Raw genomic sequence first — 15,387 nt, 5'->3', positions numbered from 1 at the left:
CTAACAATGCGGCAAAAATATGCCGCAGTATCAGCCAGCTTTTAGGGGAAAGCATGTCCGAACAACCGCAGAACAATAATTTCAACTACAACGCCTACCCCGGGGGCCAGAGTGCTCCCCCGCCCGCCTCCATCCCGGCGCGTCCGAAACAGGTGGACATTTCATTCTGGCTGCTTATTGCCTCGCTGGTTCTTTCAATCATCAGTGTTCCGTTTGGCATTGCGGCACTCAATTCACCCGAAGCCCGGGCGACGGCGCAACGGCAGCTGGAGGCGCAGGGTGCCGCCGTCGATCTTGATGCCGCCATTGCTGCCGGAACAATCTTGGTGGTCGTGATTGCCGTCATCAGCGCGGTGGTGACTTTGTTGGTAGCCATCTTCATCCGCAAGGGCTACAACTGGGCCCGGATTGTCCTCACCGTTTTTGCCGTGATCTCCCTGCTGAACTTTACGGACCTTTCCGCCGCCAATCTGGTGGCCATCGTCTCCACCCTGCTGACGATTGCGGCCACCGTGCTGCTGTACCTGAACCCGGCACCGGCGTACTTCAACCAGATGAAGCAGTATCGGTTGAGCAAGAAATTCGCGCAGGGCTAGCAGCGTAAGGCCCGCAGCAGAAGGCCAGCCGCAGGCAGCCCGCCCGGTTGATCGACGGCGAGATCACAACCGGGCGGGCCGTCGGCAGCCACTCACCGACCTTGTTAACCCCAGCCACCCACCAGCCGGTCACCAGTTGGCTCACCGGCCGCCGCTCACCGGCCGCCGCTCACCAGCCGCCGCTCATCGGCCGGCGGCCCTCCCGGCGGCCCGACCGCTGAACAGGCAGCCGCCAAGGAACGTTCCTTCCAGGGACCGGTAGCCGTGCATCCCTCCGCCGCCGAACCCTGCGGCCTCGCCCGCAGCAAACAGGCCGGGCACCGGCTCGCCGCCGGCACCCAGCACCCGTGAGTCCAGATCGGTTTCCAACCCGCCCAGCGTCTTGCGGGTCAGCACGGAGAGCCGCACCGCGATCAGCGGTCCGGCCTTGGGATCCAGGATCGGACGCGGCGGCGCTGTCCGAATAAGCCGGTCACCCAGATAGTTGCGCGCCCCGCGGATGGCCGTCACCTGGCTGTCCTTGCTGAACGGGTTCGCAACTTCCCGGTCCCGGGCTTCGAGCTCTTCGCGCACCGCTGCGGCAGACAACACCGGAGCACGCCCCTCAGTGGAGACCTTCGACAGGGCATTCATCCCCGCAACCAGCTCCTCGACTGAGCCGGCGGTGATGAAGTCTTCCCCGTGGTCCAGGAAGTTTTGCACCGGCCCGGGCACCCCGGCCGTGGCCCGTCCCAGAACATCCCGCACGGATTTACCCGTGAGGTCCGGGTTCTGTTCCGATCCGGAGAGCGCGAACTCCTTCCGGATGATCGCCTTGTTCAGGAGGAACCAGCTGTAGTCATGACCGGTGGTACGCAGGTGTTCAAGCGTGCCCAGCGTGTCAAAGCCGGGAAACAGGGGAACAGGCAGCCGGTTTCCCGCCGCGTCCAGCCAGAGCGAGGACGGGCCGGGCAGGATCCGGATTCCGTGGTTCGCCCAAACCGGATCCCAGTTCTTGATGCCCTCCACGTAATGCCACATGCGGTCCGGGTTGATGATGCGCCCGCCGGCCGCTGCGCCGGCGGCGATGCCGTGCCCGTCCACATGTTCGGGCACACCGCTGAGCATGGTTCGCGGCGGACTGCCCAGCCGCTTCGGCCACGCGGCCCGCACCAGGGCATGATCGCCGCCGATTCCACCGGTGGTGACCACGACGCCACCGGCCGCGAACTCGAATTCCCCCACGGCCGTGCGGCTGGTCGCGGTGCCGCGGGCCGCCGTCGTCGGCTCCAGCACGCTGCCGCGGATTCCGGTCACGACGCCGTTGGTCACCGTCAGTTCTTCCATCCGGTGCCGGAAGGCCAGCCGGACGCGTCCGCGGGCGACGCCGTCGCGCACCTTCGCTTCGAAGGGCGCGGTGATCCCCGGTCCGGTGCCCCAGGTGATGTGAAAGCGCGGCACGGAGTTGCCCGGGCCCGTGGCGCCGTAGCCGCCGCGCTCGGCCCAGCCCACGACGGGAAAAATGCGGTGTCCCATCCCCTGCAGCCAGGCGCGCTTCTCTCCGGCGGCGAAGTTCACGTAGGCCTCCGCCCAGCGGCGCGGCCAATAGTCCTCCGGCCGGTCGAAGCCGGCCGTGCCCAGCCAGTCCTGCCAGGCCAAAGCCACGGAATCCGTGATCCGCAGCCGCCGCTGTTCGGGAGTGTCCACCAGGAACAGTCCGCCGAAGGACCACCAGGCCTGACCCCCGAGACTGGCCTCCCCCTCTTGCTCCACCAGGATGACCGAGCGGCCGGCGTCGATCAGCTCTGCGGTGGCCGCCAATCCCGCCAGTCCGGCACCCACAACAATGACGTCCGCATCTTCGCTTGGCTGCATCCGGCTCACGCTACCCGGCCCTCGGGCCTCTGGCTAGGGCGAAAACCGGGCGCATGGCCGCCGGGCAGCCGCCCTGTGCCCGTCCTGGCTGCCGTGCTCCCCGACGGTTCTCCGGCGGCTCTTCGCCTTTCCGCGGGTCACTTCGCCGTTGCCCCTATCAGCGTGGGGCGGCGCTTCCTAAACTGGGCCTATGGGGCCGCTCCTGAACAGAGGGCTGCCCGCCCGCAGACCCGGCGTCCACCCCGACCTGACTGGAGAAGAGCCATGACTGAGAAGGAAACCCCCGCCGCCGACGACAAGGACCGCACCCACAACGAGGCGCCGTCGGAAGGCGATGCCTCGGAACAGCCCGAGTCGCAGCGCCAGCACGCCCAGGAAGCCGCGGAGGGCGACGACACTGATCAGAAGTAGCAGTCAACAAACAAAAAGGCCTTGCGTTCCAAGTGGAACCCAAGGCCTTTCTGATGGACCCGCTTAGGATGTCCGCGCCCTTCCGTCATTGCGGCTGGCGTCGCCCAGCACATCGGCGTCGGAGCTTTGGTCGACCACCGGACCGGTGCCGGCAATCTCCCGCATCAGCTCAATGCCTGCAACTGCCTCCTGCTTGGTGGGGAACATCGCCGATACCGCCATCAACGCACCGTCACCGGAAATGAGCTTGATCCGGAACGCGCCGTCATGAGCGTCGACCAGCTTGAAGTAGCCCGACATCTCTTACCTCCTTGTAAGGGGTACCACCTGTGTCGTTAATAATAAGTCAGCTTAGCGGTGCGGGACCACCCGGTGCACAAATCGGTCGGTTCGATTCCGCGGCACGGTCAGGAGGAGTTCGAACCCGCCGGTGAGGCAGTCAGGACGTGCTGGATCTGTTCGGGCGTGGCCGGCTGCGAGGTGAGCAGCGCCGCGAGGATGCGGGCCTGCGGCGGCTTCAGGTCGCCGGCGGGAAGTGCCCCGGCCCGGACCAGGTCGATGCCGCCCCCATCACCGAAGGTGGGAATCACGGGTCCCTCCGGCACCCGGGAACTCAGGACAACGAAGCATCCCGCCCGCACGGCGTCCTGTACCGCTTCGGTGAACCCGGGTCCGGCGTTGCCCAGCCCCGTTCCGGCCAGGACCACGGCATCGGCTCCGGCGTGGACGGCATGGGAAAACAGATCCGTTCCGGTGCCCACGGAGCAGTCGATGATTTCCACACGCGCCGCGTCGAAGGCCTCGTTTGGCAGCGGCAGCGGAGCCGGACGGAGCGGGCGTGCGGTCACATGCAGGCTGTCGCCGATGAAATGGGCCACCTCGGTGCCGCCGGCAAAGGGGTTCGCAGCCAGGGTACTGGCATAGCGCAGGCCCCTGGCTGAGCGGACCACCCCGCCGAAGGACACCAGGACGCCGGTATCCCGCAAGTCGGGTGAGGCCGCCGCGTTCACGGCCTCCTCGAGGTTGTGCGGGCCGTCCGGGGAGGCGCTGTCCAACGGCCGGGAGGACCCCGTAAACACCACCGGTTTGGGCGACGCATGCACCAGATCCAGCAGGAAGGCGGTTTCCTCCATGGTGTCGATGCCGTGGGTAATGACGACGCCGTCCACCGTGGAATCCAGCAGTGCGTTCCGCGCAGCCTGCGCAATGACCCTCAGATCCGAGAGCTGCAGCCGGTAGCTTCCGCTGACCATCAGGTCCCGGACCGTCACCGTATGCCTGCGCGACAGCGTACTGATGAGCTCCTCAATGCGCTCCGACGCCACCAGGCCGCCTCCCCCGGTGCTGCGGGACGCGATGGTTCCTCCGGTGCCGAGAATTCGAATCGATGCCACTGGCCAACCCTTCACCCGTCTCGCCTTTCCAGCCAACGTAGGCCGCTGCCGCTGGCGCTGGCTAGGGGGCAGGGTTTCCGGGCACCCCTGCCTGCCTAGACTGGGTTCATGGCCGATACCGTCAGCGCTGAGCAGCGCAGCCTGAACATGTCCCGGATCCGGAGCAAAAACACCAAGCCGGAGCTGTTGGTCCGGCGTCTGCTCCATGCCGCGGGTACCGTTTCCGCCTGCACGGTGCGGCGGGCGGAAGGCTGCTGCCCGGAAAGCCGGACCTGGTGTTCGCGTCGCGGCGCAAGGTCATTTTTGTCAACGGCTGTTTCTGGCATCTTCACAGCTGCCCCGCCGGCCAGCACGCACCGCAGAACAACAGCGAATTCTGGGAGCAAAAGCGCAGCCGGACCGCCCAGCGCGACGCCTCGGCCATCCAGTCCCTCGCTGCTGCCGGATGGGAATCCCTCACCGTGTGGGAATGCGAGCTCAAGGATCGCTCGAGCTTGGAGGAGCAGCTCTTCGAATTTCTTGGGCCGCGAAATAGACTCAAACCAGGGCATTCCACCCTCACACCCCAGCACCCCCGCTAGGAGGAGAAACACATGGGCAGCAGCAGCGCGAAGCGCGGAGTACTTTTCGACGTCGACGGAACCCTGGTGGATTCAAACTATCTGCATGCCGTTGCCTGGTGGCAGGCCTTTCGCCGAATGGACCATGATGTCCCCATGTCCGCGGTGCACCGGGCCATCGGTATGGGCGGAGACAAGCTGGTGGAACATCTGCTCGGTGACGGCCGGGATCAGGACCAGGATGAAATGCTCGATGCCGCCCATGGGGCCATCTTTTCCACGTGGTGGCCTTCCCTGCGTTCCTTTGACGGCGCCCGCGACCTGCTGCTGGCCTGTGCAGGCAAGGACCTGACAGTGGTGCTCGCTTCCTCCGCCTCCGGTGCGGAGCTGGAGGTGCTGCGCGGAGTCATCGATGCCGACTCGGCCATCAGCGCCGCCACCAGCTCAGCGGACGCGGAGGCATCAAAGCCAAGCCCCGACATCCTTTCGGCAGCGCTCGATTCCGCAGGGCTCAAGGCAGAAGACACCGTGTTTGTGGGCGACTCGGTGTGGGACGTGAAAGCGGCCGCCGACTTGGGCATCCCCACGATTGGCCTGCTCTGCGGCGGCACCAGTGAGGCTGAACTGCGCGAGGCAGGTGCCGAGGAGATCCGGACCGACCCCCGCGAGCTGCTCGACACCTTGGATAATTCCCTGCTGGGAAAGTTGGCCAGCCGTTAGGCTTTTGAGGATTGATCCATCGCAGAAAGGCATCCCGTGACCACTGAACCCACCGGCCCCGCCAACAACGAGGACGATCCCCTGGGCCCCAGCGCGCCCCAGCCCGAGCCCACCGGCGATCCGCGCCGGCCCGGCCAGTCCGCACACAGTGCCGGCAACATCCGTGAAGCCCAGGGCACCTCCCCCGGCGGGACTGTTCCGGCCGGGCATTCCGGTTCCGACAATTCCGGTTCGAACGACTCCGGTATGAACGACTCCGGTTCCGACGACGACGGCGCTTCGGCGCCCGAGGACGCCCTGGATCAGCCGGAGTCATCCGACGGCTGAGGGCGGCTGAGGGCGGCTGAGGGCGGCTGATGAGGGCTGAGGCCCGCTGAACGGGTTAGGCCAGGCCCGCCCGGCGCAGCGCTTCGGCCATCGGCCCCTGCGCGGCCGGAGCTGCCGGCGGACGACGGCGGCTGGTGCCCGGGACCGAGGTGCCCGCCTTGTTGCTGCGCTGGGGAGCCGTGCCCTTGCCGGTGTTCGCTCCGGCGTCGTTTCCGCGGGCTCCTGCAGCAGCGGGCTTCCCGCCGCTTCGTCCCTGGTTCCGAGCAGGCCGCGGAGCGGCGGCAGCGGCGTCGTCGTCCAGGCGCAGTGTCAGGGAGATGCGCTTGCGCTCCGGATCCGCCTCCAGCACCTTGACCTTGACCACCTGCCCGGACTTCACCACGTCGCGCGGGTCGGAGATGAAAGTGCTGGACATGGCGGAGATGTGCACCAGTCCGTCCTGGTGCACCCCGACGTCCACGAAGGCGCCGAACGCGGCCACATTGGTGACCACCCCGTCCAGCACCATTCCCGCACGGAGATCGGTGATTTTTTCCACCCCTTCAGAAAAGGTCGCCGTGCGGAAGGCGGGACGGGGATCCCGGCCCGGTTTGCGCAGCTCCGCCACGATGTCCAGGATGGTCGGCAGCCCCGCGGAGTCATCCACGAACGCCGACGGATCCAGGTTCTCCAGCGCCGCACCGGCGGGACTCATCCGGGCTCCGGTCGCAGCGAGGATGCGGCGGGCGATGCCGTAGGACTCCGGATGCACGCTCGAGGCATCCAACGGTTCGGATCCGGCGGTCACCCGCAGGAAACCGGCGCACTGTTCAAAGGCCTTGGCACCCAGCCGGGGCACCTTTTTCAGGTCGGCCCGGCGGGCAAAGGGACCATTTTCGTTGCGGTACGCCACGATGTTCTCGCTCAGCAGCGGTCCGACGCCGGCCACCCGGGTCAGCAGCGCCGGTGAGGCTGTGTTGACGTCCACGCCCACGGCATTGACGCAGTCCTCAATCACCGCGTTCAGGGACCGCTCCAGTTTCGCCGTGCCGACGTCGTGCTGGTACTGGCCGACGCCGATCGACTTCGGATCGATCTTTACCAGTTCAGCCAGCGGGTCCTGCAGCCGGCGGGCGATGGAGACGGCGCCGCGCAGCGAGACGTCCATTCCCGGCAGTTCGGCCGAAGCCAGGGCCGACGCTGAGTAGACCGACGCCCCAGCTTCGGAGACCACCAGCTTCTGCAGCCCGGCCGCCGGCAGCAGGCGCATCAGCTCGGTGGCCAGTTTGTCGGTTTCGCGGGACGCGGTGCCGTTGCCGATGGCGATCAGCTCCACCCGGTGCTGCTGCACCAGGGCCGCCAACCGGGCCAGCGCTTCATCCCATTTGCGGGCCGGGGCGTGCGGATAGACGGTGTCGGTGGCCACTGCCTGTCCGGTGCCGTCCACCACTGCCACCTTGACGCCGGTGCGCAGGCCGGGGTCCAGGCCCAGCGTTGCACGGTTGCCGGCCGGAGCAGCCAGCAACACATCGCGCAGGTTTGCCGCGAAGACGCGGACCGCCTCGGCTTCGGCCTCGGTGAACAGCCGCACCCGGAGGTCGATGGAGAGCTTGGCCAGGATCCGCCGCCATGCCAGCTGCGCGGTCTGCAGCAGCCAGGCGTCCGCGGGCCGGCCGCGGTCTGCGATGCCCAGGCTGGCTGCCACCGCCCGCTCATACTTGAGCCGGGCCGCGGCCAGCGCCGCGGTGTCGGCGGGATCGGCTTCTGCGAGGCCCAGATCCAGGATGCCTTCCTTCTCACCGCGCAGCAGCGCCAGCACCCGGTGCGACGGCATGCCCGAGGGCGACTGGGCAAAGTCGAAATAGTCGGCGAACTTCTGGCCTTCGGCCTCCTTGCCGGCCTTGACCTCAGAGCGCATCCGGCCCTGCTTCCACAGCCGTTCGCGCTGCTCGGTGAGCAGGTCAGCGTCCTGGCCAGCCCGTTCCACCAGGATTGCCCGCGCTCCGGCGAGCGCCTCAGCGGCGTCCGGAACGGCGTCGTTCACGTAGCCGGCGGCGGCGCGGTCCGGGCTGAGCAGAGGATTGGCCAGCAGGGCGTCGGCGAGCGGTTCCAAACCTGCCTCGCGCGCAATCTGGGCCTTGGTGCGCCGTTTGGTCTTGTACGGCAGGTAAATGTCCTCGAGCCGGGACTTGGTGTCCGCCGCGCTGATAGCAGCATCGAGCTGCGGCGTCAGTTTGCCCTGGCTGTCGATGGCTTCCCGGACCGCCACCCGGCGCTCCTCGAGCTCCCGCAGGTACCGCAGCCGCTCATCGAGTTCACGCAGCTGCGTATCGTCCAGGGTGCCGGTGGCTTCCTTGCGGTAGCGGGCGATGAAGGGCACCGTGGATCCGCTGTCCAGCAGGTCGACGGCGGCACGCACCTGCCAGGCGGCCACGCCGAGCTCCGCGGCGATCTGCGCACAGACCCGCTCGATGGCCTGGCTGGAGGACTTGGACTCTTTGGGCTGTACCGGGGAAAGACTCACCCGGCCAATTGTTCCTTACCTGCTGCGGGTTCGGTCAACTATGGCCCGCTGGTGCGTGCCGCGCAGGTCACCGCCGCCGCCGTCGCCCGCGGGGTCCTCCCCCTCGTCGGGCTCCCAGCGCAGCAGGTCACCGGGCTGGCACTGGAGCACTTCGCACAGCGCCGCGAGCGTGGTGAAGCGCACGGCTTTGGCGCGACCGTTCTTCAGGACCGCCAGGTTGGCAGGGGTGATGCCGATCCGGTCCGCCAGCACGCCGACCGGCATCTTGCGTTTGGCGACCATGACGTCGATGTCCACGATGATCGGCATCAGATCACCTCGTCCAGTTCGGTGCGCAGCTGGGTTGCCTCGGCATTGATGGCCACCGCCTGGGCGAGCAGGGCCCGCAGCACCAGGACGATCAGGGCCACCCCGGCAACGGCCAGACCCGCGCCTCCGATCAGCAGGACAATGCCCGGAGCCACCCCTTCGCCCGGCGCCAGGACGATACCCAGCGCGAACAGAAGCAGCGCGCCGGCAGTAACCGCGCCGATCACGACGTCGACGTAACGGAAGGCCGCTGATGAGAACACCGTGCCCCGGCGCGCCATGGTCAGCAGGCGCCAGACGCTAACCAGAACCACCTGCACGGCAATGATGCCCAGGACGACCAGAACAATTACCGGAATCCGCACGGCATCGGCGCCGGGGCCCGCTTCTGCCAGGTCAATGGCGAGCAGCGGCACCATGAAGGCCTGCACAAACAGGGTGCCGGCCAGCACGGCCGCCAGCACCAGGCGCAGTGTGAGGATGGTTAGCTTTCCCATGACAGCAGCTCACTCATGACGGTCTCCTCCGATTGAGCAACAGATCCGATTGAGCAACAGAAAAAAGTTATCGATAATCGAGAGGGAGGGCAAGGGGTACCTGCTAAGCGCAAGGGATTCCGGCTGAGTACCTGGCACTCCGGTGCGTCGCAGCGGCGTGGAGGCCCCGCCCCGGGCTAGGGTGCCGACATGGACAACAGCGCAACACCGGACCCAAGGCAGGGCTGGAATGACAGTGTGCGGATCCGCGAGGTTGGCGGCCCGCCCGGCGGGGAGAAGGAGCGGTTCGCCCCGGAGGCCGACGACGGCGCGGCGGGCATCGAAATCCGGCCGCCGCGCCGTTCCAGACCCTTTCAGGCGGCGTGGATCCTCACGGGCATTCTGATCGGCATCGGGTTCCTGTGGATCGGTGGCGCCTTTGAGAGCGCAACAACTTTTGGCTATTCCTACTCCGTCGACCCTGAAACCGGGCAGCAGATCCCGCCCGACATGCCCCCGTTGACGGTTCAACTGCGGAACATCGGATACGCCGCCCCGACGATGCTGCAGACCGGGGTCGCGTCGGCTGCGGCCCTGCTGATTCTGCAGGGACTCCGCCGAGCGCGCGAACACCAGCCGGCCCCGGACCGCACACCGTAGTTCCAAGCACGGCTCCGGAACGCGACTGGACGTACCCGGCTACCGCCTGCCCGGGCCATGGCCGAGGCAGGCGGTTTGAGGGCTAGGAGACTCCGGCAGGCTCCTGGCCGGACTCCGGAGCGGCTGAGGCATCCGCCCCGGTTGCCGCCGGGCGGGACTTCGCCTGCTCCGCGGCGTCGTGCGCAACGACGTAGCCGTAGACCAAGCCCTGGCCAATAGTGGCGCCGGCACCGGGATAACTCTTGCCGAACACGTTGGCTGCCGTGTTGCCGATGGCGTAGAGGCCGTCGATGGCCGATCCGTCCTCAGCCAGCACACGCCCCCGCGCATCGGCGGTGACGCCGCCGCACGTGCCCAGGTCGCTGAGGACAACCTTGATGGCGTAGAACGTCTTGCCGCCGAGCGGCCGCAGATTCGGGTTGGGCTTCACCGTGGGGTCCCCGTAGTACCGGTCGTAGGCACTCGAGCCGCGGTGGAAGTCCTCATCGACACCGGCGCCTGCCAGTTCGTTGAAGCGCGCCGCAGTGGCGGTGAAGGTTTCTGCCGGCACGCCGATGCTCCGCGCCAGTTCGCCCAGGCTGTCCGCCTTTGCGGCGATTCCTGCCTCGTACCACTTCTCCGGCAGCGGCATCCGCGGAAACAGGCCCCCGGCCAGGATGTAGCTGTTGCGGTATTCCTGGTCGAACACCATCCACATGGCGCCGACCGGATTGCCCTCGCGCTCGCGCTTGAGGACCCGCTGGCCGAAGGACATGTAGTCCTGGGCCTCGTTGACAAACCGCTCCCCGCCGCCGTCGACAATAAAGGATCCCGGCAGCGAACGCTCCGCCAGCATGACCGAGGGTTTCCCGCCCGGCACCGGCGCGACGGCGGGGAACCACCAGGACTGGTCCATCAGGTCAGTGCCGGCACCAATGTCCACGGCTGCCTTGATCGCGTCGCCGGTGTTTCCTTCGGCACCAAAGCTCCAGGCCTCCAAGGCCGGAGACTGGTGCTGATGACGCATCGCCATGTCGTGGTCGAACCCGCCGGCTGCCAGCACCACACCCTGCCGGGCGTGGACTGTGACCTCCCGGCCGTCCTGCTGCAGGACGGCGCCGATCACCCGGCCGTCCTCGGTCGTCAGCCGCACCAGCGAGGTTTCGGTCCACACCGGAACGCCCGCGCGCAGCACCCCGGCGAACAAACCGGCAGCGAGCGCCTGGCCTCCGGCCACGTAGTCCCGGCCGCGGGCGCGGCCCGCGTAGCCCTGCACCAGGCGGGTGACGGCGGTGGGCAGCCCCTTGAGCGGCACCTTGGACATCAGGTTCAGCCACCGGTAGTCCTTGCCCGTGATGGGCATGGGCAGGGAGGATTCCATGGTTCCGCCGCGCAGCCGCGCCCGCTCCTCGCCGAGGGTGTTGGCATCAAAGGGGCGGCACTCACAGCTGCGGCCCATCGCCGATCCGCCGGATTCCTCCGGATGGTAGTCGGAGTATTCCTTGTCCCAGAGAAAGGTCATGGGGGTGGCCCGCCGCAGCATTTCCAGGGTGGCGGTTCCGTTGTCCAGGAAGGTCTGCCACCGCTCCCGCGATGAGGTTCCGCCCACAACGGCGTCGACATACGCAGTCGCCCGCTCGGGGGTGTCAACGGCGCCTGATTCCTGCAGGACGGGATTGTTCGGAATCCAGAAAGCGCCGCCGGACCGTGCGGTCGAGCCGCCCACGAATCCGGTCTTTTCCACGATCAGGACGGAGGACCCCAGCTCCGCGGCGGCGATGGCCGCGGCCATGCCGGTTCCCGAGCCGATGACCAGCAGGTCGACGGTGGTGTCCTGGGCAGTGTGCCGCCGGGCCGGTACGGGTTTCGCCATTGAAATCTCCTCATTGTGCTCAATATGGTGCGCGGCCTGCCTTGGACCGGCGGCCGCAGTCATTTCTTGCCGTTTGTGCACCCTAGCGCGAATATGACATGAAACACAGTTCTAGAATCTGTGTTCGCCGGCACCCGAGTGTTGACCGGATGCGGCGCCCTCCCTCGTGGAGCCGCCACCGGCTCCGGCTGACACGCTTCCTACCGACACACTTCCGGGCGATGCGCGCCGCACTTGTAGGCTCGGCGCATGACAAAAATCAGGTGGGGTGCCCTGTGCTGGATTCTGTGCGCCCTGACGTTTCCGGCACAGATCATCGCGGCCCTCCAATGGCCGCAGGCGTACTCCTGGTCCTCGAACCTCATCAGCGACCTCGGGGTTACCTCCTGCGGAATCTTCGATCCCGGTACCGACGTCGAGCGGATGATCTGCTCGCCGTGGCATCTGCTGGCGAACGCGTCCACGGTTGCCAACGGGCTGCTCATTACCGCCGGGTCCCTCCTCCTCTGGTCCGCTTTGCCCAAGCGCCGGCCGGGACATTGGGCAATGGGCCTCCTGGCGGCCGGCGGAGTGCTGGTGGCATGTGTCGGCCTGCTCCCCTGGAATCTGCAGCCCGAGGAACATGACGTCGCCGCCCTGCTGCAGGCCTTGTTCCAGTGGGCCGGAATGATCGTTCTTGTTTTCGCCGTCCGCGGCGAGGCCCGGTACCGGAAAATCGCCGTCGCCACCGCCCTCGGCACACTGGTGTCGATTGCGGGGTTCATGGTCTTCATCAACGGCCTCGGCGGCGGGCAGACGCCGGGATTGGGCCTCGGCACAGCGGAACGGCTTGCCTTTGATTCGCTGACGCTCTGGGGCGTGGCCGTCGGCTGCCTGCTTCTTGGCATCCGGCAGGGTGCAGCCAGGGTGGAAACCGGCGCAGTATCCGCCCGGTCCTGACCTGCGGCAGTGGCTGACACCTACTCGTCGTCGGTATTGAACACCCGGCGGCGGGCACTGAGCAGCTCCGTGTCCGGCCGGGAGGCCACCAGCCGTTCGACGGCGTCAAGCACCTCAGTGATGTGCGCAGCGGAGGACGAGACCAGGCCGATGCCGATCTCGGCCCGCCGGTGCAGGTCCAGCTGTCCGGTTTCCGCCACTGACACGTCGTACTTGCGCCGCACCTCGGCCATGATCGGACGAATGACTGAGCGTTTGCCCTTGAGCGAGTGCACGTCTCCCAGCAGCAGGTCGAATTCAAGAACTCCCATCCACATGGGCCCATCGTGGTGCACCACCGCCTGCCGCGCCAGCCGGGCACTGGGCACCGGGCACCGGCCGCGGCGAAACTGCTAAATTCGCTGTATGAGCACGTCCAGCAGAGCCCCTGTCCGTCCGCGCCGCCGCAACGTCCTCTCCGGAGTCTTGGTGGGCATCGGAATTGCCGCCTTCGTGGATGAGGTCATCTTTCATCAGCTCCTGCAGTGGCACCACTTCTACGACAAGTCCACCACCGCCGTCGGGCTCTTCTCCGACGGCCTGTTCCACGCCTTCGGGTGGTTTGCAGTGGTGGCCGGGCTCTTCCTCTTTGCCGATCTCCGCCGCCGGGCCATTCTGCTGCCCGCCCGCTGGACGGGGGCCGTCCTGCTGGGTGCCGGCGCATTCCAGTTGTACGACGGAACCGTCCAGCACAAGCTCATGGGCCTGCACCAGATCCGCTACGACGTTCCCCTGCTGCCCTATGACGTGCTCTGGAATGCCAGTGCCGCACTGATGATCCTGATCGGGGCGGTCCTGCTCTACCGGACCCGGCACGCTGTGGCAGCACCGGCCGGGGGCTGACCATGCAGGGCCACGGGCACGGCGGCTTCAGCACCGAACTGCTGTTCCTGATTCCAGCCGTCGCGGCCGCCGCTGCCTACTGGGCCGGAGCGCTTTCCGCCAGGTCACGGGGATGGCCGCTGCACCGGGCACTCCTGTTCACGGCCGGCGTCGGCGCGGTTCTGGCCACCGTGCTTGATCCCCTGGCGACCCGGAGCCACCAGGATTTTGCGGTCCTGGGCGGAGCGCACCTCCTGGCCGGCATGCTGGGCCCGCTGCTGCTGGTGCTCTCCCGTCCGGTGACGCTGGCGCTGAGAACCCTGGATGTGGTGCCGGCCCGGCGGCTTGCCGGCCTGCTGCGCAGCCGTCCGCTGCGGTTCCTCACCTTTCCGGTCACGGCGGCCGTCCTCAATGTGGGCGGGATGGTGCTGATGTTCCGCACCGGCATCTTTGCTGCCATGCAGGATTCGCAGCCCGTTCACTGGCTCGTCACGTTCCATCTGGCCGCGGCCGGCTACCTCTATACGGCCGCGCTGGTGGGCCGTGACCCGATGCCGCACCGCGGCGGCATCAGGCTCCGGGCGGCGGTACTCGTTGCGTCGGCTGCCGCCCACAACGTCCTGGCCAAGTCCCTGTACGCCGATCCGCCGCCCGGCGTGCCGCAGGCGGCTGGCGAAGCCGGCGCCTTGGTCCTCTATTACGGCGGCGGCCTAGTGGAACTGGCCCTGGTGATCCTGCTGTGCCGGCAGTGGTACGTCTCGGCCCGGCCGGGCAAACCTGTCGCTCCCTGGGCCGATCCCGGGTCCGATCAGCGAGCCCGCTAAATACTGGCCGGGCGCCAGACGGCACCGGCTTGCCTGGCGTCAGATGCGGGTAGCCGTCGCGTCAGGTGCGGGTGCCGTGCCGGCGGCCAGGGTACCGTCCACCAGCTGGACGATCATGGAGCAGTCCCGGGAGGACTGGCCGGCATCCACCAGCCGCTGGAAGAGCTGTTGCACGTGTTCGCCGATTTCCAGCGGGGTTCCGGTGTCTCGGGCGGCAGCGATTGCCAAGTTGATGTCCTTGTTGGCCAGCTCGGCGGTGAAGGTGGGGGCGAAGTCGTTGTTGGAGGCGGCGGATGCCACTACGCCGGGAATGGGGTACCAGGTGCGCAGGGCCCAGCTGTCGCCGGAGGAGACCGAGGCAATGTCCCAGAACACCTGCTTGTCCAGGCCGAGGCGGTCGGCGAGGACCGCGCCCTCGGCGGCGCCGGCAAGGTTGATGAACAGCATCAGGTTGTTGCAGATTTTCGCGGCTTGGCCGGTGGTGGCTCCGCCGGTGGGGATGATGTTGCCCGCCATGGGCTCGATGTACCCGGCTGCGTCCTGCACCGCGTCAGCCGCGCCGCCCACCATGAAGGTCAGGGTTGCGGCTTCGGCTCCGCTGATGCCGCCCGAGACCGGCGCATCCACAAAGCGGAAGCCGGCGGCAGCGGCGGCGTCGTGCAGCGCCTGTGCTGACTCAATGTCGATGGTCGACGAGTCCACCAGCAGCGTGCGGGTGTCAGCGAGCGCCAAGACCCCCTGCTCCCCCAGATACACGGCCCGGGCATGATCGCCCTTGGGCAGCATGGTGAAGACGACGTCGGCACCGGCCACGGCATCGGCGATGCTGTCCACGGGCTCCACACCGTGATCCCGGGCAGCAGCCACCGCTGCCGGGCTGACGTCGTAGCCGCGGACGGCATGTCCAGCCTTGACCAGGTTGGCCGACATGTAGCCGCCCATGTTTCCCAGACCAATCCATCCCACTGCAGCCATGATCGAAGCTCCCTTGCTTAGTCGGCGCCTGCGTGCTGCAGGTCGCAATTAGAATGTCACTCCGCCGCAGCACGTTCAAGGGAAGAGTGCGTTCAGGAAAAACGCCGTGCCGGTCGCGGCGAAGAC

17 protein-coding genes and 1 pseudogene are annotated in these 15,387 nt (G+C 67.4%); 9 read left to right on the top strand and 9 right to left on the bottom strand.

Translation table 11 applies throughout. The features are described 5' to 3' along the window. The first annotated feature begins 53 nt into the window (after positions 1-53). Complete coding sequence (locus QNN99_RS16675) at positions 54-596, top strand: hypothetical protein (RefSeq protein WP_229968192.1); 543 nt, start codon at positions 54-56, stop codon at positions 594-596. 183 nt (positions 597-779) lie between these two features. On the opposite strand, the gene QNN99_RS16670 is transcribed toward QNN99_RS16675, so the two are convergent. Then, entirely contained in the window at positions 780-2,450 is a 1,671-nt protein-coding gene (locus QNN99_RS16670; RefSeq protein WP_229968190.1) for an FAD-binding dehydrogenase, read from the bottom strand. 264 nt (positions 2,451-2,714) lie between these two features. On the opposite strand from QNN99_RS16670, the gene QNN99_RS16665 reads away from it, so the two are divergent. Next, on the top strand, positions 2,715-2,861 hold the full coding sequence (locus QNN99_RS16665) for a hypothetical protein (RefSeq protein WP_229968187.1): 147 nt from the start codon (positions 2,715-2,717) through the stop codon (positions 2,859-2,861). Positions 2,862-2,924: 63 nt separating this feature from the next. Here the strand turns inward: QNN99_RS16665 and QNN99_RS16660 are convergent, their stop codons facing one another. After that, on the bottom strand, positions 2,925-3,161 hold the full coding sequence (locus QNN99_RS16660; protein WP_229968185.1) for a YegP family protein: 237 nt from the start codon (positions 3,159-3,161) through the stop codon (positions 2,925-2,927). 107 nt (positions 3,162-3,268) lie between these two features. Next, positions 3,269-4,255, bottom strand: coding sequence for an asparaginase (locus QNN99_RS16655; RefSeq protein ID WP_229968183.1), 987 nt, complete (start codon positions 4,253-4,255; stop codon positions 3,269-3,271). Between the two features lie 108 nt (positions 4,256-4,363). Here QNN99_RS16655 and QNN99_RS16650 point away from each other — a divergent pair. From QNN99_RS16650 to QNN99_RS16640, 3 genes and pseudogenes are all read left to right on the top strand, one after another. Then, positions 4,364-4,836: pseudogene (locus tag QNN99_RS16650) on the top strand (very short patch repair endonuclease). 12 nt (positions 4,837-4,848) lie between these two features. Continuing rightward, positions 4,849-5,535, top strand: a complete 687-nt coding sequence (locus QNN99_RS16645) for an HAD family hydrolase (protein ID WP_229968181.1) — start codon at positions 4,849-4,851, stop codon at positions 5,533-5,535. A 36-nt stretch (positions 5,536-5,571) separates the two neighbouring features. Then, complete coding sequence (locus QNN99_RS16640) at positions 5,572-5,862, top strand: hypothetical protein (RefSeq protein WP_229968179.1); 291 nt, start codon at positions 5,572-5,574, stop codon at positions 5,860-5,862. A gap of 55 nt (positions 5,863-5,917) precedes the next feature. Here QNN99_RS16640 and QNN99_RS16635 read toward each other — a convergent pair whose 3' ends face one another. The 3 genes from QNN99_RS16635 to QNN99_RS16625 form a co-directional block, all read right to left on the bottom strand. After that, positions 5,918-8,314, bottom strand: a complete 2,397-nt coding sequence (locus QNN99_RS16635; protein ID WP_229968249.1) for a Tex family protein — start codon at positions 8,312-8,314, stop codon at positions 5,918-5,920. A 66-nt stretch (positions 8,315-8,380) separates the two neighbouring features. Next, positions 8,381-8,674, bottom strand: coding sequence for a helix-turn-helix domain-containing protein (locus tag QNN99_RS16630; RefSeq protein WP_229968177.1), 294 nt, complete (start codon positions 8,672-8,674; stop codon positions 8,381-8,383). Then, on the bottom strand, positions 8,674-9,171 hold the full coding sequence (locus QNN99_RS16625; protein ID WP_229968175.1) for a DUF2975 domain-containing protein: 498 nt from the start codon (positions 9,169-9,171) through the stop codon (positions 8,674-8,676). The genes QNN99_RS16630 and QNN99_RS16625 overlap by 1 nt, the downstream gene beginning before the upstream one ends. A gap of 189 nt (positions 9,172-9,360) precedes the next feature. Between QNN99_RS16625 and QNN99_RS16620 the strand changes: the two genes are divergently transcribed. After that, positions 9,361-9,810 carry a hypothetical protein gene (locus QNN99_RS16620; protein ID WP_229968173.1) on the top strand — a complete coding sequence of 150 codons (450 nt, stop codon included), beginning with the start codon at positions 9,361-9,363 and terminating at the stop codon, positions 9,808-9,810. 82 nt (positions 9,811-9,892) lie between these two features. Here QNN99_RS16620 and QNN99_RS16615 read toward each other — a convergent pair whose 3' ends face one another. Beyond that, complete coding sequence (locus QNN99_RS16615) at positions 9,893-11,662, bottom strand: 3-ketosteroid-delta-1-dehydrogenase (RefSeq protein ID WP_229968172.1); 1,770 nt, start codon at positions 11,660-11,662, stop codon at positions 9,893-9,895. A 249-nt stretch (positions 11,663-11,911) separates the two neighbouring features. On the opposite strand from QNN99_RS16615, the gene QNN99_RS16610 reads away from it, so the two are divergent. Then, complete coding sequence (locus tag QNN99_RS16610; RefSeq protein WP_229968164.1) at positions 11,912-12,601, top strand: DUF998 domain-containing protein; 690 nt, start codon at positions 11,912-11,914, stop codon at positions 12,599-12,601. Positions 12,602-12,621: 20 nt separating this feature from the next. On the opposite strand, the gene QNN99_RS16605 is transcribed toward QNN99_RS16610, so the two are convergent. After that, positions 12,622-12,918, bottom strand: a complete 297-nt coding sequence (locus tag QNN99_RS16605) for a DUF503 domain-containing protein (RefSeq protein WP_229968162.1) — start codon at positions 12,916-12,918, stop codon at positions 12,622-12,624. Between the two features lie 88 nt (positions 12,919-13,006). Between QNN99_RS16605 and QNN99_RS16600 the strand changes: the two genes are divergently transcribed. Then, the gene (locus QNN99_RS16600; protein WP_229968160.1) at positions 13,007-13,483 is read left to right on the top strand and encodes a DUF2243 domain-containing protein; all 477 of its coding nucleotides are present in this window, start codon (positions 13,007-13,009) and stop codon (positions 13,481-13,483) included. Between the two features lie 2 nt (positions 13,484-13,485). Continuing rightward, a complete protein-coding gene (locus QNN99_RS16595; protein WP_229968158.1) occupies positions 13,486-14,286 on the top strand; it encodes a cytochrome c oxidase assembly protein in 801 nt (266 codons plus the stop codon). A gap of 39 nt (positions 14,287-14,325) precedes the next feature. Here the strand turns inward: QNN99_RS16595 and mmsB are convergent, their stop codons facing one another. Then, positions 14,326-15,261 (bottom strand): 3-hydroxyisobutyrate dehydrogenase, encoded by a 936-nt coding sequence (gene mmsB / locus QNN99_RS16590; protein ID WP_229968157.1) that lies wholly within the window; start codon positions 15,259-15,261, stop codon positions 14,326-14,328. Positions 15,262-15,387 lie beyond the last annotated feature (126 nt).

It is taken from the genome of Arthrobacter sp. zg.Y820, assembly GCF_030125555.1.
Classification (GTDB): domain Bacteria; phylum Actinomycetota; class Actinomycetes; order Actinomycetales; family Micrococcaceae; genus Arthrobacter_B.
Note: the sequence above shows the minus strand (reverse complement) of the source record. Positions and strands in the feature narration are given on the sequence as shown.